Consider the following 17,254-nt stretch of genomic DNA (forward strand, 5'->3'; position numbering starts at 1 on the left):
AAAAGCATGCGGCTTCCGCACCAATGCAGCGCTGCCTCACCATCGATAAGAACAACATGAGAACCTACGCCATCGGCGACCTGCAAGGCTGTGCCCACGAAGCCCAACTCCTGATCGAACGCATCCACGAGGATGCGCGCAGCCACGGGCCGGCGCAGTCGCGCATCCTGTTCGTCGGCGACCTGATCAACCGGGGCCCGGAATCGCTGACTGCCCTGCGCCGCATGAAGGCGCTGGCGGATGCGCATCCCGGCCTGGTGGAAGCCCTGCTGGGCAACCACGATTTGCACCTGATCGCGGTGGCGGTCGGCGCGCAGCGCGCCAGCCGTTCCGATACGCTCGACGAGATCCTGGCCGCCCCCGACTGCGACGCGCTGATCGACTGGCTGCGCCGGCGCCCGCTGGCGATGTTTGTCGATGCCCACCTGCTGGTGCACGCCGGCGTCGCGCCCGAGTGGACCGCGGCGCAGACGATGGCGCTGGCGCACGAGGTCGAGGCCACGCTGCGCGGCGACGGCTGGGTCGATTTCCTGCGCGAGATGTACGGCAACGAGCCGGCTCAGTGGGACGACAGTTTGAGCGGCATCGCGCGGCTGCGCTGCATCGTCAATGCACTCACGCGCATGCGCCTGTGCACGCCGGATGGGCGCATGGACTTCCTGCACAAGGAAAGCGAGAGCGGACCGGAAGGCTCGGGGCTGGTGCCGTGGTTCGATTTGCCGCAGAGGCGCACGGCTGACGTGACGGTGGTGTTCGGGCACTGGTCGGCGCTGGGGCTGGTGTTACGACCGAACCTCGTGGGGCTGGACAGCGGCTGCGTGTGGGGTGGGAAGCTGACCGCGGTGTGCCTGGATGACCGGTCGCTGTTGCAGGTGGATTGTCCGGAGTATCGGGAGCATGGGGGCAAAAAGTAGGCAGTGCCCCGCTTTTCGTAGGGTGGGCGGCTTTGCCGCCCGCGCGTTCAACTATCGGGTGAAATGGCGTCGCGTTTGATCGCCCACTGGTTGAACACGTGAGCAGTTCCACCAGTAGGAGAGCAGCCGCGCAGGCGGCATCACCGTGATTTGAACGCGCGGGCGGGAGACCCGCCCACCCTACGGTTCAGCGGCGGAGCTGAGTGATGTCCCGCACTGCCCCGCGATCCGCCGACGTCGTCAAGGCCGCATACGCCTGCAACGCCTGCGACACATAGCGCTCGCGCCCGATCGGCATCCAGGCGTCCGCCCCGCGGTCTTCCATCTTGCCGCGCCGGTGCGCCAGCTCCTCGAAGCTCACGCGCAAATTGATCGTGCGCGCCGGGATATCGATATCGATGAGGTCCCCCTCCTCCACCAGCCCGATCGCCCCGCCCTCGGCCGCTTCCGGCGAGGCGTGGCCGATCACCAGCCCCGACGAGCCGCCCGAGAAGCGCCCGTCCGTGAACAGCGCGCAGGCTTTACCTAATCCCTTGGACTTGATGTACGAGGTCGGATACAGCATCTCCTGCATGCCCGGGCCGCCTTTCGGGCCTTCGTAGCGGATGATGACGACGTCGCCGGCGGCAACCAGATCGCCCAGGATCGCTTCCACCGCCGCGTCCTGGCTCTCGAACACGCGCGCCTTGCCGGAGAAGACCAGGATGCTCTCGTCCACGCCGGCGGTCTTCACGATGCAGCCCTTCTCGGCGATGTTCCCGTACAAAACCGCCAGGCCGCCGTCCTGCGAATACGCGTGCTCGCGGTCGCGGATGCAGCCCAGGCTGCGATCGAGGTCGTTGCCGGCGAAGCGTTCGGACTGCGAGAAGGCCACCTGGGTCGGCACGCCGCCCGGTGCGGCGCGAAACATCTGATGCACGGATTGATCGTCGCTGCGCTTGATGTCGTATTTTTCGATCGCCTCGCCCATGGTCGCGCTGTGTACGGTCGGCAGCGAGGTGTCCAGCAGGCCGGCGCGCGCCAGCTCGCCCAGGATCGAGAAAATACCGCCGGCGCGGTGCACGTCCTCGATATGGTATTTGTCGGTCATCGGCGCCACCTTGCACAGGCAGGGCACCTTGCGCGAGATGCGGTCGATGTCGGCCATGGTGAATTCCACCTGGGCCTCGTGCGCCGCCGCCAGCAGGTGCAGCACGGTGTTGGTGGAGCCACCCATCGACACGTCCAGCGCCATCGCGTTCTCGAAGGCGGCCTTGCTGGCGATCGAGCGCGGCAGCACCGAATAATCGTCCTGCTCGTAATGGCGCTTGGCGATGTCCACGATCAGGCGGCCGGCGCGCAGGAACAGCTCCTTGCGATCAAGGTGCGTCGCGACGATGGTGCCGTTGCCCGGCAGCGCCAGGCCGAGCGCCTCGGTCAGGCAGTTCATCGAATTGGCCGTGAACATGCCCGAGCACGAACCGCAGGTCGGGCAGGCCGAGCGCTCGATCTCGAGCACGTCGGCATCCGACACGCTGCTGTCGCCGGCCTTGATCATGGCGTCGATCAGGTCCAGCTTGATGATCTTCTGGCCGTTGTCGACCGTCTTGACCACCTTGCCCGCTTCCATCGGGCCGCCCGAGACGAACACCACCGGGATGTTCAGGCGCATCGCGGCCATCAGCATGCCCGGCGTGATCTTGTCGCAGTTCGAGATGCACACCATCGCGTCGGCGCAGTGGGCATTGACCATGTACTCGACCGAGTCGGCGATCAGGTCGCGCGAAGGCAGCGAATACAGCATGCCGCCGTGGCCCATGGCGATGCCGTCGTCGACCGCAATCGTGTTGAATTCTTTCGCGACGCCGCCCGAGGCTTCGATCTCGCGTGCGACCATCTGGCCAAGGTCTTTCAGGTGCACGTGGCCGGGCACGAACTGGGTGAAGGAATTGACCACCGCGATGATCGGTTTCTCGAAGTCGCCATCCTTCATGCCGGTGGCGCGCCACAGCGCGCGCGCGCCTGCCATGTTGCGGCCCTGGGTGGTGGTGCGGGAACGATAAACAGGCATGCTGGTCTCCTCAATCCTGGCAATGGTGCAAAGCACCAGCGTGACGCGCTTGCTGTGAGTTGTCCAATATATGATTTATTGCTCTGTGATTCTTTTTATGAATCACAGCTATGACTAGCGGCGCAGCGCCTCGGCCACGGCGTCATGCGCGGCCTGGGCCAGTTCGCGCCGGTGGGCGCCTGCGCCTTCGATCGGCGCCAGCGCCTGCAGGCGCGCGCGCACCGGTTCGCCTTCCAGGATCCGGAACATGCTGTCCACAAACGTCGTGTCGCCGGTGTAGTCGACCGAGGGGTGGCTGCGGCCTGCCGCGTCGACATACGACAGCGCGTAGGGCTGCACGGCGACCCTGGCATCGATCGCGGCCTCGAACAAATTGGCGTGGAAGGGCAGCACCTCGCCCTGCCTTGATGTCGTCCCTTCGGGGAAGAAAGCCACGCGCTGGCCCTGCGCCAGCACCGTGACGATGCCCTTGAAGATGTGGCGCAGCTCGCGCCGGTTGCCGCGCGCAATGAAGACCGTGCCGGCGGCCGCGGCCAGCCAGCCCAGCACCGGCCAGGCGCGGATCTCGGCCTTGGCCACGAAACGGCAGGGATACAGGGCGTTGATGACGAAGATGTCGAGCCAGGAGACGTGGTTGGCGACCACCAGCGCATGCTCGAGCACGGGCGCGCCCGGCGCCATTTCGACAGTGACGCGGCAGATGCCCACCAGCTTGCGCGACCAGCGCCGCGTGAGGCGCTCGCGCAGGGCCTTGGAGGCCAGCGGGAAGACGATGGCGCAAGTCGCCAGGCCCGCCACCAGGTGGACCATGACGCGCGCGAGGCGCAGGGCAAGGCGGAGCTTCACGATGCGGTGTTCAAGATTGCAGCGGGCGGCGCCAGCCGCCCGTCCCGCTCAACGCTGGTAGGCAAGGCGGCCGCGCACGATGGTCGCCCTCACCTGCCCGGCCAGCTCGTAGCCGAGGAAAGGCGTGTGCTTGCCCTGGCTGGCGAGTGCCTTGCGCTCGACCTTCCAGCGCGCGTCCGGATCGAACAGCACCACGTCGGCCGCGGCGCCGACCGACAGGGTCCCCGCCGGCAGGCCGGCGATGCGCGCCGCTTCAATCGTGACCTTGCCGATCGCCTTCGACAGGGCGCCGCTGTTGCCGTGCTGGTCGTCGGACCACTTCAGGACCAGGGACAGCAGCAGTTCCAGGCCGGTCGCACCCGGCGAAGCTTCGGCGAACGGCAGCAGCTTCTCGTCGTCGTCCACCGGCGTGTGGTCCGAGCAGACCGCATCCACGGTGCCATCGAGCAGGCCGCTGCGGATCGCGTCGCGGTCGCGCTGGCTGCGCAGCGGCGGGTTGAAGCGCGCATTCGGGTCGAAGAAGCCGATGTCGGCATCGGTCATGTGCAGGTGGTGGGCACCGACGTCGCAGGTGACCGGCAGGCCTTCCTTCTTGGCGCTTGCTACCAGGGCCAGGCCCTCGCTCGAGGACATGCGGCACAGGTGCACGCGCGCGCCGCTGGCGCGCATCAGCTCGAAAATCGTGTGCAGGGCGATGGTCTCGGACATGGTCGGCACGCCCGACAGGCCCAGGCGCGATGCCAGCGGGCCGCTGTGGGCCACGCCGCCGCGGCCGATGTGGGCGTCCTGGGGGCGCAGCCACACGGTGAAGCCGAAGGTCTTCGCATACTGCATGGCGCGCAGCAGCACGGTGGTATCCAGCACAGGTTCCTCGGCCTGCGAGAAGCCGATGCAGCCGGCCTCGGTCAGTTCGGCCATTTCGGTCAGCGCCTTGCCCTTCAGGCCCATGGTCAGCGCGCCCAGCGGGTGCACATTGGCCTGGTTCAGGATGCGCGCGCGGTGCTTGAGCATCTCGACCAGGCCCGGCTCGTCCAGCACCGGGTCGGTGTCCGGTGGGCAGACCAGGGTGGTCACGCCGCCCTGCATCGCCGCCTGCATTTCCGATTCCAGCGTGGCCTTGTATTCGTAGCCCGGCTCGCGCAGGCGTGCCGACAGGTCGACCAGTCCTGGTGCGACCACCAGGCCGCTGGCGTCGATGGTGTTATCGGCCACGAAGCCGGCAGGTGGCGCGCCGATGGCGGCAATCACGCCGTCGGCAATGAACAAATCCGTTACCTGGTCGATGCCGTTCGCCGGGTCGATCACGCGCCCGTTCTTGATATGGTGTTTCATCCGTGGGTTCCCGCCAAAATGCTCATCACTGCCATGCGTACTGCAATCCCGAAGGTCACCTGCGGCAGGATCACTGCCTGGCTGCCGTCCGCCACCGCCGAGTCGATCTCGACGCCGCGGTTCATCGGGCCCGGGTGCATCACGATCGCATCCGGCTTGGCCAGCGCGAGGCGCTCCGGGGTCAGGCCGTAGCTCTTGAAGTATTCCTGGGCCGAAGGCAGCAGCGCGCCGCTCATGCGCTCGCTCTGCAGGCGCAGCATGATGATCACGTCGACGTCCTTCAGGCCTTCGTTCATGTCGGTGAAGGTGCGCACGCCCATCTGGTCCAGGCCACCCGGCAGCAGGGTGTGCGGGCCGATGGCGCGCACTTCCGGCACGCCCAGCGTGGTCAGGGCGTGGATGTCCGAACGCGCCACGCGGCTGTGCAGGATGTCGCCGACGATCGCCACCCGCAGGTTGGTGAAGTCCTTCTTGTAGTGGCGGATCGTGTACATGTCGAGCAAGCCCTGGGTCGGGTGCGCGTGGCGGCCGTCGCCGGCGTTCACGACGTGCACGTGCGACTGCCCGGTCTCGACCAGGTGCTTGGCGATCAGGTAGGGCGCGCCCGACTGCGCATGGCGCACCACGAACATGTCGGCGTGCATGGCCGACAAATTGTCGATGGTGTCGAGCAGCGACTCGCCCTTGCTGGCCGACGAGGCCTGGATATTCAGGTTGATGACGTCGGCCGACAGGCGCTTGGCGGCGATCTCGAAGGTGGTGCGGGTGCGGGTGCTGTTCTCGAAGAACAGGTTGAACACGCTCTTGCCGCGCATGAGCGGCACCTTCTTTACCTCGCGGTCGGAAATGCCCACGAAGCTCGACGCGGTGTCGAGGATGTGGTTGACGATGGACTTGGGCAGGCCCTCGATGCTGAGCAGGTGTTGCAGCTCGCCGTTCTTGTTCAGTTGCGGATTATTGTGCAGGATTTTCGGCATGGCTAGTCGTCGGGGCAGGATCTTCTTCAATGGTCAGCGAAAGTTGGCCGGCATCGCCGCGCTGCAGGCACAGCGACTGGTGCGACGGCAGCGAGGTGCGCACGCCGGCATAGTCGGCGGCCACCGGCAGCTCGCGCCCATCGCGGTCGGCCAGCGTGGCCAGGCGGATGCAGGCTGGCCTGCCGTAGTCGAACAGCACGTTGATCGCGGCGCGCACGGTGCGGCCGGTTTCCAGCACGTCGTCGACCAGCACGATGGTCGCGCCATCGACCGGGAACCGGATATGGGTCGGTTTCACGTCCGGGTGCAGGCCCTTTTTCGCATAGTCGTCGCGGTAGAACGAGACGTCGATAGTGCCGAAGCGCCCCAGCAGGTCGAGGTCGCGCGCAAGGCGTTCGGCCAGCCAGGCGCCGCCCGAATGGATGCCGACAATGGCGGCGTCCGGCACGCCGGCCAGGCCTGCGCGGACCTGGCCCAGCAGCTCGCGGTACAGCGCCTCCGCGTCGTACTCTAGATTAGATGTTGGCATGGTCGTCAAAGTATTGTTGCAAAATGATGGCAGCCGCCTGGGCGTCGATGACCTCGCCGCGTTTCTGCGGGATGACGGCGGAAGAATAGCGTTCGTCGACGAGGTCGACGGGCAGGCTGTAGCGGCCGTGGAGCTGGTTGGCGAAGCGCCGCGCGCGCATCGTCATGTCGTGCTCGGCGCCGTCGGGATGGCGCGGCTCGCCCACGATGAGGCGAGCCGGCTTCCATTCGTTGATGAGGTCGCCAATGACCTGGAAACGGGTGGCGTTGTCGATGGCCTTGATGACCGTCAACGGCTGCGCCTGCCCAGTCAGGGTGTTGCCCATGGCAATGCCAATGCGCTTCACCCCGAAATCAAATCCAAATACGATATCAACCATTACAGCATTTCATGCGTGACCAGCCTCTGTAGCAAGCATGAGTGGATCGATTCCCAGCAGTTTGATGGCGGCCGTATAGCGCTCTTCGATCGGCAGGTCGAACAGCACGCGGGCGTCGGCCGCGACGGTCAGCCAGCCGTTGCGCGAGAGTTCTTCTTCCAGCTGGCCCGGGCTCCAGCCGGCATAGCCGATCGACACCAGCATGCGGGCCGGGCCGGTGCCGCTGGCGACGGCCTCGAGCACGTCGATCGAGGTGGTGAAGGCGACCTCGTCGGTAACGGTGAGCGAAGACGAGTAGCGCCCGCTGGGGGTGTGCAGCACGAAGCCGCGATCATCCTGGACCGGGCCGCCGAACATGATCGGCTCGTCCACGACCGGGGAGCGCAGGCCTTCGCCCAGCTTCAGGTCGACGCGGTCGAACAACACTTCCATGGTCATGTCGGTGGGTTTGTTGATCACCACGCCGAGCACGCCCTTCTCGTTGTGCTCGCAGACATAGACCACCGTGCCGCCGAAGATCGGATCCTGGATCGACGGCATCGCGATCAGGAAATGGTTGGCGAGGTTCAGTCCGGAAGGAGCAGGGCCGATGTTCCCCAGCGTATCGTCGTGTTCCGGTGGCATGCCGGGCATCGGTAGAGTCTTGCCAACTTTGCTTTTTTTCATACGCTTACTCTCACATGGGCTCACTCTGGTTAGCGACCGCCTGGGATACCGTGGGCGACCGGGAAGTGTCCACAAAACAACGTTACGCTTTTCGATAGTTTACACCGAATCCGCCCGGCGCCTCTGGAAGCGCCATGACACGCACCGTCCGCAGCCCGTGAGACGCCATCCGCAACGTCCCACAACTGACCCGTCCTCTTTCTCTGACGGCTGCTTAGGAAGAATCCTACCCAGTAAAATCGGCCGCCACCTTGACCCCGCACACGATGATGAATATGAGCAACTCTTTGGTTTGGTTCCGCCGTGATCTGCGCGCATTCGACCATGCAGCCCTGCACCGGGCCTTGACCTCGTCCAAGCGTGTGTACTGCGTCTTCGTGTATGACAGCGAGATCCTCGACGAGCTGCCCCGCGACGACCGGCGCGTGCGTTTCATCCACGCGAGCCTGGCCAGCCTCGACGCCGAACTGCGACGGCTCGGCGGATACCTGATTGTGCGGCAAGGCCGCCCGCTTGAAGTGATTCCCGCGCTCGCCGCCGAATTGCAGGTCGACGCGGTCCATGTATGTGCCGATTATGAACCCGACGCGGTCGAACGCGACGCACGGATGAAAGCCGCCCTTGAAGCTGAAGGCAGGCAATTTCTCAGCTTTAAGGATCAGGTAATCTTCGAGAAGGAAGAAGTGCTGACCCTGGCAAAGGGGCCGTTCTCGGTGTTCACGCCCTACAAGAATGCCTGGCTCAAGCGGCTGGCGGCCATGCCGGAGACCCTGGCCAGCTACCCGGTCGACGCCTACGCGCATGCCTTCGCGCCGCCCACCCTGCCGCCTGCCCTGCCGTCGCTGGAAGACATCGGTTTCGAGCCGGGCGAGCCGCCGCTGCCGGCCGGGATGGAGGGCGCGGAGGAGTTGTTCGAGCGCTTCGTGGCGCACATGGCGGACTACGGCCGGGCGCGCGATTTCCCATCCGAGGACGGCACCTCGAGGCTGTCGACCCACCTGCGCTTCGGCACCACCTCGATCCGCCATCTCGTGCGCACTGCGCAGCAGATGGCGCTGAGCGGCGCGGGCGGCACGGGCGCCTCGGTCTGGCTGTCGGAACTCATCTGGCGCGATTTCTATTCGATGATCTTGGCGCGCAACCCGCAAATCGTGACGCGCTCGTTCAAGCCGGCTTTCGACGTGCTGGCGTGGGAGACGGGTGAGGAAGCCGACGCCATGTTCGCGGCCTGGTGCGAGGGACGCACCGGCTATCCGCTGGTGGATGCGGCGATGGCGCAGCTGAACCAGAGCGGCTTCATGCACAACCGGCTGCGCATGGTGACGGCCAGCTTTCTTACCAAGGATTTGGGGATCGACTGGCGCCGCGGCGAGCGTTATTTTGCGCTCAAGCTGAACGATTACGACCTGGCTTCCAACAACGGCGGCTGGCAATGGGCGGCGTCGACCGGGTGCGATGCGCAGCCGTGGTTCAGGATTTTCAATCCGGTGTCGCAGTCGACGCGTTTCGATGCGCAGGGCGATTTTATTCGCGAGTGGGTGCCTGCGCTGGCAAGGCTGGGCGCGAAGGAGATTCATGCGCCGTGGCTGGTGGCGGGCGAGGTGCTGGCGGAGAAAGGGGTGGTGCTGGGGAGGGATTATCCGCTGCCTATCGTGGAGCACGATGTGGCGCGGAAGCGGACGCTGGAGCGGTTTGCGGTGGTGAAGAAGGCTGCGGGCTGATCGACAAACTTGGGTTCCGGCCTTCGCCGGAACAACGGTTTCTGGGCTCATACTAAAAGCGTTTGTACGTCTACCCTAAAGACCGTCATACGCGCCACTGGCGCCTATGACTCCCGGCGCCGGCGGAAGCAATGCCACTGGCATCGCTTCCTCCAATTTCGTACCGCAGTCGCTCGCGCAACCGTCAGCCTTGTCCCTTATTCAGCAAGCTATCGATCGCCGCCAGCAACACCGCCTCCTGGTACGGCTTTCCGAAGAACGCATTCACCCCCAAGCCCAGCGCCACGTTGCGGTGCTTGTCGGCCGTGCGCGAGGTGATCATGATGATCGGGACGCCACTGGTGGCTGGGTTCTCGCGCAGCTGGCGCGTCAAATCAAAACCGTCCATGCGCGGCATCTCGATATCGACCAGCATCAGGTCGGGCCGCGCGTGTTCGATCTGTTCGAGCGCGTCGACGCCGTCCTTGGCCAGCATCACCCCATAAGCTTCGCGCTCGAGCAGGCGCTGGGTCACGCGGCGCACGGTGATCGAATCGTCGACCACCATGATGGTCGCGCGCTGCGCCGGCTGCGCATTGCCGGCGCCGGAGGCAGCAGGCGCGGCAGGCAGCTGCGCCAGCGCCACCGGATCGAGGATCAGCACGATCTCGCCGGTGCCCAGCACCGTGGCGCCGGCGATGCCCGGCATGCGCGACAGCTGCGGGCCGATGTTCTTGACCACTACTTCGCGGTTGCCCAGCACCTCGTCCACGCGCAGCGCGATGCGTCCGCCCGCGCCGTGCACCACCAGCACCGGGTTCAGGCGCTGCATGGCCGGTCCATGCCCAGCCTCACCCAGCAGCGCATCGAGTGCATGCAATGTGTGCGGCTGGCCCGCCACCGGCATCGATCCGGAGGCCTGCGCAGCCGCCAGTTCGGTATCGCGCACCTGCATCACCTGCTCGACCAGGGTCGAGGGCAGCGCCCAGGTGCGGCCGGCGCTGGCAACCAGTACTACCTGCGCCACCGCCAGGGTCAGCGGTAGGTGGATCGAGAAGCGCGTGCCCTTGCCCGGCTCGGTGGTGACCACCACGCGGCCGCCCAGCGCCTGCGCTTCGGAACGCACCACGTCCATGCCGACGCCGCGGCCGGCCAGTTCGCTCAAGGCCTCGGCGGTCGAAAAGCCCGGCTCGAAAATCAGCTCGGCCGCATCCTGGTCGGACACGGCTTCGTTTCCGCCGACCAGGCCCATCGCGCGCGCCTTGCTGCGGATACGCTCCAGGTCCAGGCCGGCGCCGTCGTCGCTGAATTGAATGGCGACTTCATTGCCGTGCTGATCGACCTGCACCAGGATCTCGCCGGTCTCCGCCTTGCCCGCATCAAGGCGCGCGCTGCGCGCTTCGATGCCATGCACGATGGCGTTGCGCAGCAGGTGTTCGAAAGGCGCGGCCATCTGTTCCAGCACGCTGCGGTCAATTTCCACCGCGCCCCCGCGGATGTCGAGGTTGACACGTTTATCGGTTTCTTTCGCGGTCTGGCGCGCCACGCGGAACAGACGCTCGGACAAACTCGCAAACGGCACCATGCGCACTCGCATCAGGTCGCGCTGCAGGTCGCGCGTCATGCGCGACTGGGCGGCCAGGTCGTCCGCCGCGCTGTCCACGGTGCGCGACAGGCTGTCGTGGAAGGCTTCCACGTCGTCGACGCTCTCGGCCATCATGCGCGTGAGTTCCTGCAGGCGGGTGAAGCGGTCGAATTCGAGCGGGTCGAATTCGCGCTCGCCGGCGATCGACAGGCGGGACGCAATCTGCGATTCGGCCTGCATCTCGATCTCGCGCATCTGGCGGCGCAGGCGGTCGAGGTTTTCCGAGAAATCGGACAGCGCGCCCTTGAGCGAGCCGACCTGGTTTTCCAGGCGCGAACGCGAGATCGATACTTCGCCGGCCTGGTTGACCACGCGGTCCAGGATGTCGGCACGCACCCGCACCAGCGGCGTCCGCGCGCCCTGCTGCCCGGCAGGGACTTCCAACGCTGCGGCCTGCGCCGGCGGTGTGGACGGCGACTGGGGCTGCTGCAGCTGCTCGAACAGCAGCAGCGCCGCGTCGTAGCTGGCCAGCAGTTCGTCGAAGGCGGCCGGCGTGGTGGTGCCGGCATGCACCATGTTCTCGACCTGGGTTTCCAGTTCGTGGGTGTGCTGGCCGAGACGCATCGCGCCGGCCATGCGGGCGCTGCCCTTGACGGTATGCAGCGCGCGCTGCAGGCCCTGGGCGGCGGCGCCGTCTTGCGGGTTCTGCTGCCACTGGCGCAGGCTATTCCCGATCTGCGGGAACAGGTCGGCGCCTTCTTCGAGGAAGACCGGCAGCAGGTCGGGATCGAGTTCGTCGCCGAAGACCGGGACGGCGGCCAGCGCGCTGTCTTCCAGCGCCGGCAGCGGCACGGCCGGCAGCAGCGGCGCCGGCTCGGTGTGAACATGTGGCTCCGGCTCCGGCTCCAGCTCCGGTTCCGAGGCCAGCACCGCGGCCACCGCTTCCGGCGCCTCGTCTAGCCCGGCCTCGTCCGGCGTCACCGGCACGAAAGCCGGCGTGTCGTCGCCAGGAGCGGCCGGGGCCAGGTCCGGGGCCGCGAAGGCCGAAGCGGCAAACGGGTCGTCGAGGAAGGTGTCGAACAAATCGTCGATCTCGCTGAGCGCGTTCGACTGCGCTTCTTCATCGCGCACCGCCTGCGGCGCGGCGGCCGTTGCAGTATCACGGGGAGTGTCGGGCGACGCCAGCAGCTCGTCGTAGGCGGTGGCAAACAAGGTATCGAGCTTGCCTGCCAATACCGGGTCGGCTTCGCCATACAGGTTGGCAGCCTGCTGGCTGGCGAGGCGTTCCAGCAAGGCGCCGAGCTGGGCGACCAGGTCGGGCTGGCCAGGAGCCAGTTCGCCCAGGCCGAACACCTGCAGCATCGTGCGCACGCGCGACAGGGTCGCGTCCAACAGCTCGCGCCCGCCCTCGTCGAGCAGCGGGCCGGGCGCCGCCAGCTTTTCCAGCACCAGTTCCAGCGCGTGGGCGATGTCCTGCAAGGCGGCATAGCCGACCGTGGCCGAGGTGCCGGCCAGCGTGTGCGCAGCCTTCAGGGCTTCTAGCGAGGCGCGCCGCTGGGGTTCCGCGTGCCAGGCTGCGAATTCATCGGCCAGCACGCCCACCAGCGACCCGGTCTCGTCGAGATAGACCGCGTACAGGCCAGGCGGAATTTCCAGGTCGCCGATGCGCTTGATCTCCGGCGCGGCAGCCGCCGTCTCTGGTTCAGCCAGTTCGACCAGCACCGGCAGCTCGGTCAGCGCCGGCTCCCCACCCTCCTGCACCCGCGCGGCCGCTTCCACGATGGAGCCGCTTTCGCGCGCCGACCAGCCATTGGCCACCAGGTCGGCCACCCAGTCGGACAGTTCCCGGTGCGCGTGCTTGAGCAGCGCCATCAGCTCCGGCGTGGCGTCGCGCGCTTCGGACAGCCAGACGTTCATGACCCGTTCGATCGCTGCGGCCGCTTCGGCGAAGCGCTCCAGGCTCACCATACGGCTGCTGCCCTTGAGCGTATGGAAGGAGCGGCGCAGCAGGGCCAGGACTTCCTGGCTGGCCGGATTGCTTTCCGCCTGCGGCAGCGCTTCGGCGACAAACCCCAGCACTTCCTGCGCTTCGAGGATGAAGATCTCAAGCAGTTCGGATTCGATCGAGGCTTCCTGGGGCGACTGCTCCGGCGCCGGCGCTTCTGGTGCCGCTGCTTCAGTTGCAGCCGCTTCCGGCGCCGCCTCGACGAACTCGAAAGGCAGCTCGCGCAGCAGGCGTTTCTCCAGGTCGAAAGTGAAGCGGCCCTTGGCCACTTCGCTGTTCTGGCCCAGCAGGTCGGTAAAGAAGCCGAGCGCGCCGATGTTCTGGGCGATGTTGTGCAGCACGCTCGATTGCGCCGTCACGTCGCCGTCGCTGCCGGCCAGCACCCGTACCTGGCCGGCAACGTGGCGCGCGGCTTGTACTGCCTGTTCCTGGTCGAGGATGCTGAGTGCGCCCTGCAGCTGGTGCAGCACCGGCTCGGCTTTTTCCAGCACCTCGCGTTTCGACGGGTCGTCGTAGTAATCGTCGAGCAGCTTCTCGACCTGGCGCAGGCCGGCCTTGATCTCGCCAGCCAGCACCGCCACGGTCTGCCCCTGCTGGATCTGGCGCGCCAGCTCGCCCTGCCATTGCGGCGCATCCGGCGGGGTTTCGCCGGCGGCCAGCGCCAGCAGGCGTGCGCCGACCGCTTCCGCGTTCTCGGCGAAATCGTCCGGCAACTGACGCAGCTGGTCCAGGCCATTCTCGACGAACAGCATGGCGGTCGCCATTTCCAGCCCCAGGCCGTCGCTGCGGCCGGCCGCCATGGCGTCGGTCGCGGCGCGTCCCAGCTCGCGCATCAGTTGCGCCAGGGCCGGCGCGCCCAGCTTTTCGCTGGCGCCGGCAAGGCGCGACAGTGCGTCGTTGAAATCCTCCTTGACCTCCGTCTCGGCCGCGCCCTCGGTGGCGATGCGGTCCCAGTCCGACTTGCTGCGCGCCAGTGCCTCGCGCGCTTCCTGCAAGGTGGCCGGGTCGATTCGGCCATAGCGGCGCGCCGCATAGTCTGCCGGCACCAGCCCGTCCAGGCCGCAGGCCTGGCGCAGGCGCTGCGCGTCTTCATCCGGCTGCCGCGCAGCCGCCACGAAGAACAGCGCGTCGCGCAGCATCGTGTCCGGGGTGCCGCCCTGCCCCTGCGCCAGGCGGCGCAGCTGCATGTTGACCTGCCCGAGCAGCTGTTTGACATACAGGTCGCTCTCGACCTGGCCGTCGGCCACCACGCCGATGAAGGCATGGATCGCTTCCCAGAACAGGCGTGGGCGTGGTTCGGCCTGCGCCAGCGCGATCGGTGCGATCGCATCGCGCATCCCGGCCGCATATTGGGGATCGCCGCTCTTCAGGTAAGGCAGCAGCGACTTTTCGAAGCGGGTGCGGCAGGCCGCGACATCGGCGGCCACGGAGGCCTGCGCACCGGCCAGCTCGACCCCCTGGCCCAGGTTGGGGGGCAGCAGGTCGGACGGGTGGATGCGCTCGGCGCCGAGCTTTTCCTGCAGGTCGCGGTAATAGGGGAACAGGCGCGCCGGCTGCTGCGCCGCGCCGCCCAGGAGTTCATCGAGGTATTCGACCAGCGCCTGGTAGGCGTCCTGCACGATCTTGACCGACTCCGGCGTACAGGCCTGGCGGCCATCCTTGAAAGCGTCGATCAAGGCTTCGGCCGCAGCCCCCAGCGCGCCGATGCCATCGACGTCCACCAGCTGCAGCGCGCCGTGGGCCTGGTGCAAGTGGCTCTTGGCGTGCAGCAGCAGGGTTGGCTGGGCTTCCGCGCTGCGGTTGGCCGCATCGCGCAGGGCCGTGCCCGAGCGCCCCAGCGCATCGCGGATCTCGCCGATCACCCATGACAGGGGTCCGGTGTCGAAGGCGGGGATGCGGCTGGAAGGTGCGTTGGTCATGGGCTCGATAATGGTTAGGCGGCCACGCGGAAGCGCGACACCGAATCTTTCAGTTCCTGGGCCAGCAGCGCCAGCTCACGGATCGACTGCGCCGTCTGGCGCGTGCCGCCCTGGGTGTGCTCGGTGACCGACAGGATGTGCTGCATATTATGGGCCACACCGTTGGCGGACGTCGCCTGCTGTGTCGCCGCGCTCGAGATTCCCTGGATTAGCTCCGCCAGGCGGTTCGAGACCCGCGAAATATCTGCCAGCGCGGCGCCGGCCGCATCCGACAGGCGCGCGCCCTCGACCACGCCCTGGGTCGACTTTTCCATGGCCGCCACGGCGTCGTGGGTATCGGCCTGGATGGTGCGCACCAGCGCGCCGATGCCCTTGGCCGCTTCGCCCGAGCGTTCCGCCAGGCGCTGCACTTCTTCCGCCACCACCGAGAAGCCGCGCCCGGCCTCGCCGGCCGATGCGGCCTGGATCGCCGCGTTCAGCGCCAGCACGTTGGTCTGTTCCGTAATGTCCGAGATCAGGTCGGTGATCTCGCCGATCTCCTGCGAGGATTCGCCCAGGCGCTTGATGCGCTTCGAGGTTTCCTGGATCTGCTCGCGGATCTCGTTCATGCCGAGGATCGCATTCTGCACCGCCAGCGCGCCCTGCTCGGCCGCGTCGACCGACTGGCGCGCCACCTCGGCCGATTCGTTCGCCGAGCGCGACACGTCGGCGATCTGGGTCGCCATGCGCAGCACCGTGCTGGATGCTTCCTGGATCTCGCGCGACTGGGCTTCGGCTGCGCCCAACAGCTCGGTCGAGACGGCCTGGGCGCCGCTTGAAGCGCGCGTGACCTGCTCGGTGGTGCGGATCACGCGCAGCACCAGTTCGCGCAGTTCTTCCACCGTATAGTTGACCGAGTCGGCGATCGCGCCGGTGATGTCTTCCGACACCGTCGCATGCACGGTCAGGTCGCCGTCCGCGACTTCCTGCAATTCGTTCATCAAGCGCAGGATCGCCGCCTGGTTCTGGTCGTTGGTGGCCTTGGCTTCTTCTTCCTTGGCCTGGGCCAGCTGGCGCATCGCCTCGGCTTCCTGCCTTCGCGCTTCGGCGCCCTGGGTGCGGTTGCGCGAGTCCTGCAGCATGACGCGGCTGATACTGCCGCCCATCGCCAGCGTGAAGATCGAGGCGCCGACCAGCAGCCAGAACCAGCTGCTGCGCGTGCCCAGCAGCCGGCGGTATTCCGCCTGCACCCGCTCGAGCGTCGAGCGCAGGCCCTCGTTGTCGCGCGCGATGACCTGCTCGGCAACGCGTGCGGCCTCGAAATTGTGGAGATTGGTCTTCAGCGGCGCCATGCCCTGCTGCCAGCTGCGGAACGAGGTGCGTGCGGCAGCGATCCGCTCGCGCAGCTCGATGTCGGCGACCGGCGCCAGTCCCAGGGCCGGATTAAGGCCGACCAGGGCGTCCAGCAGCGCACCCAGTTCGGCGCTGTCGCGCGCGATGGTGTTGGCGGCCTCGCGGTGTGCGGCGCCGGGTGCGGTGAAGGCATGGGCCGATGCCGGCAGGCGTTCCGAAATCGCCACCAGGCGCTCGAGCGCGGCATCCTGGCGCGCGCTGGCGCCGCGCAGCCGGTCGGCCAGGCTGCGCAGCTCGGGAGCGAGCACGTCGAGCCGGGCCACGCTGGCGCCAAAACCGACCAGGTGGCGCTTGTTGCCGGCGATGGTAGTGGCAGCGGCATTCGAGGCCGACCAGGCCGCGCGTGCCTTGGCCAGCAGGGGCGCCAGCTCGCTGGACGCCGGCGGGATCGCGTTCGGGCCCGCTTTGCCGCCTCGCGCCAGCAGCGCCAGCAGGCGTCCCAGTTCGGCGCGGCTGTTGTCCAGCTGGCTGAAGGCGCTCACGTCGCCGCGCAGCGCATTCGGCGCCGACTTGGCGACCCGCTGCGAATGCATCAGGGCGTCGGCAGCCACCTGGCCCTGGGTCGACACCACGCCGTTGTGGGCGGCGTTCTGCCACATGGCCAGCACGGTCAGCAGGATGCCGATCGCAAAGGCCGCCAGCACCAGGCGCAGCTGGCTGGCCAGCGACAGGTGGCCGATCAGCGGCAGGCGCAGGTCTTCGCCTTCGCTTGGTGCGGCAGCCAGGGGCTTGCGCGGGCGCGTGTTGCCGAGGCGGCGGGCGGCCGCTTCGGCCGAGCCGTGCTGCGGGGCCTGCTGGTGCGACGGGACGTCGTTCGAGGGCTGCTGCGGCAGCATGCCCGGGCCGAACTGGGTGTCGGGCGAGACCAGGGCGGTATCGTCGTCCGCGCTCGCGGCATTGTCTTTCAAGAAGGCGTTCATGCTGATCTTCGAGGCAAATCCCATACCGGCTCCTGGTGCG

The 17,254-nt window shown here is 67.2% G+C and carries 11 protein-coding genes; 2 read left to right on the forward strand and 9 right to left on the reverse strand.

The features are described 5' to 3' along the window. The first annotated feature begins 56 nt into the window (after window positions 1-56). The gene (locus HGB41_RS08595; RefSeq protein WP_171083140.1) at window positions 57-914 is read left to right on the forward strand and encodes a symmetrical bis(5'-nucleosyl)-tetraphosphatase; all 858 of its coding nucleotides are present in this window, start codon (window positions 57-59) and stop codon (window positions 912-914) included. Window positions 915-1,101: 187 nt separating this feature from the next. On the opposite strand, the gene ilvD is transcribed toward HGB41_RS08595, so the two are convergent. From ilvD to HGB41_RS08630, 7 genes are all read right to left on the reverse strand, one after another. Next, the gene (gene ilvD / locus HGB41_RS08600) at window positions 1,102-2,964 is read right to left on the reverse strand and encodes a dihydroxy-acid dehydratase (protein ID WP_171083142.1); all 1,863 of its coding nucleotides are present in this window, start codon (window positions 2,962-2,964) and stop codon (window positions 1,102-1,104) included. Between the two features lie 114 nt (window positions 2,965-3,078). Then, window positions 3,079-3,810 (reverse strand): lysophospholipid acyltransferase family protein, encoded by a 732-nt coding sequence (locus HGB41_RS08605; RefSeq protein ID WP_171083144.1) that lies wholly within the window; start codon window positions 3,808-3,810, stop codon window positions 3,079-3,081. A gap of 48 nt (window positions 3,811-3,858) precedes the next feature. Then, window positions 3,859-5,142, reverse strand: coding sequence for a dihydroorotase (locus tag HGB41_RS08610; RefSeq protein WP_171083145.1), 1,284 nt, complete (start codon window positions 5,140-5,142; stop codon window positions 3,859-3,861). Continuing rightward, complete coding sequence (locus tag HGB41_RS08615; RefSeq protein ID WP_171083147.1) at window positions 5,139-6,119, reverse strand: aspartate carbamoyltransferase catalytic subunit; 981 nt, start codon at window positions 6,117-6,119, stop codon at window positions 5,139-5,141. The genes HGB41_RS08610 and HGB41_RS08615 overlap by 4 nt, the downstream gene beginning before the upstream one ends. Further along, window positions 6,097-6,648, reverse strand: a complete 552-nt coding sequence (pyrR, locus tag HGB41_RS08620; protein ID WP_171083149.1) for a bifunctional pyr operon transcriptional regulator/uracil phosphoribosyltransferase PyrR — start codon at window positions 6,646-6,648, stop codon at window positions 6,097-6,099. The genes HGB41_RS08615 and pyrR overlap by 23 nt, the downstream gene beginning before the upstream one ends. Continuing rightward, window positions 6,635-7,027: a Holliday junction resolvase RuvX gene (ruvX, locus tag HGB41_RS08625; RefSeq protein ID WP_171083150.1), complete on the reverse strand. Its 393-nt coding sequence runs from the start codon at window positions 7,025-7,027 to the stop codon at window positions 6,635-6,637. The genes pyrR and ruvX overlap by 14 nt, the downstream gene beginning before the upstream one ends. A 9-nt stretch (window positions 7,028-7,036) precedes the next feature. Then, window positions 7,037-7,660 carry a YqgE/AlgH family protein gene (locus tag HGB41_RS08630; RefSeq protein WP_371868489.1) on the reverse strand — a complete coding sequence of 208 codons (624 nt, stop codon included), beginning with the start codon at window positions 7,658-7,660 and terminating at the stop codon, window positions 7,037-7,039. Between the two features lie 302 nt (window positions 7,661-7,962). On the opposite strand from HGB41_RS08630, the gene HGB41_RS08635 reads away from it, so the two are divergent. Beyond that, entirely contained in the window at window positions 7,963-9,414 is a 1,452-nt protein-coding gene (locus HGB41_RS08635) for a cryptochrome/photolyase family protein (protein ID WP_171083530.1), read from the forward strand. A 184-nt stretch (window positions 9,415-9,598) separates the two neighbouring features. On the opposite strand, the gene HGB41_RS08640 is transcribed toward HGB41_RS08635, so the two are convergent. Together HGB41_RS08640 and HGB41_RS08645 are read right to left on the reverse strand one after the other, a co-directional pair. Beyond that, entirely contained in the window at window positions 9,599-14,902 is a 5,304-nt protein-coding gene (locus HGB41_RS08640; RefSeq protein ID WP_171083153.1) for a hybrid sensor histidine kinase/response regulator, read from the reverse strand. Between the two features lie 14 nt (window positions 14,903-14,916). Next, window positions 14,917-17,238, reverse strand: a complete 2,322-nt coding sequence (locus HGB41_RS08645; RefSeq protein ID WP_171083155.1) for a methyl-accepting chemotaxis protein — start codon at window positions 17,236-17,238, stop codon at window positions 14,917-14,919. Window positions 17,239-17,254: the final 16 nt, after the last annotated feature.

It is taken from the genome of Telluria aromaticivorans (assembly GCF_013003915.1).
In the GTDB taxonomy this organism is placed as follows: domain Bacteria; phylum Pseudomonadota; class Gammaproteobacteria; order Burkholderiales; family Burkholderiaceae_D; genus Telluria; species Telluria aromaticivorans.

Coding starts and splice junctions, on each gene's coding strand:
- HGB41_RS08630 (WP_371868489.1), bottom strand. CDS start 7,660: ATGCCCGGCATGCCACCGGAACACGACGATACGCTGGGGAACATCGGC.
- HGB41_RS08610 (WP_171083145.1), bottom strand. CDS start 5,142: ATGAAACACCATATCAAGAACGGGCGCGTGATCGACCCGGCGAACGGC.
- HGB41_RS08635 (WP_171083530.1), top strand. CDS start 7,963: ATGAATATGAGCAACTCTTTGGTTTGGTTCCGCCGTGATCTGCGCGCA.
- ruvX (WP_171083150.1), bottom strand. CDS start 7,027: ATGGTTGATATCGTATTTGGATTTGATTTCGGGGTGAAGCGCATTGGC.
- ilvD (WP_171083142.1), bottom strand. CDS start 2,964: ATGCCTGTTTATCGTTCCCGCACCACCACCCAGGGCCGCAACATGGCA.
- HGB41_RS08595 (WP_171083140.1), top strand. CDS start 57: ATGAGAACCTACGCCATCGGCGACCTGCAAGGCTGTGCCCACGAAGCC.
- HGB41_RS08640 (WP_171083153.1), bottom strand. CDS start 14,902: ATGACCAACGCACCTTCCAGCCGCATCCCCGCCTTCGACACCGGACCC.
- pyrR (WP_171083149.1), bottom strand. CDS start 6,648: ATGCCAACATCTAATCTAGAGTACGACGCGGAGGCGCTGTACCGCGAG.
- HGB41_RS08645 (WP_171083155.1), bottom strand. CDS start 17,238: ATGGGATTTGCCTCGAAGATCAGCATGAACGCCTTCTTGAAAGACAAT.
- HGB41_RS08615 (WP_171083147.1), bottom strand. CDS start 6,119: ATGCCGAAAATCCTGCACAATAATCCGCAACTGAACAAGAACGGCGAG.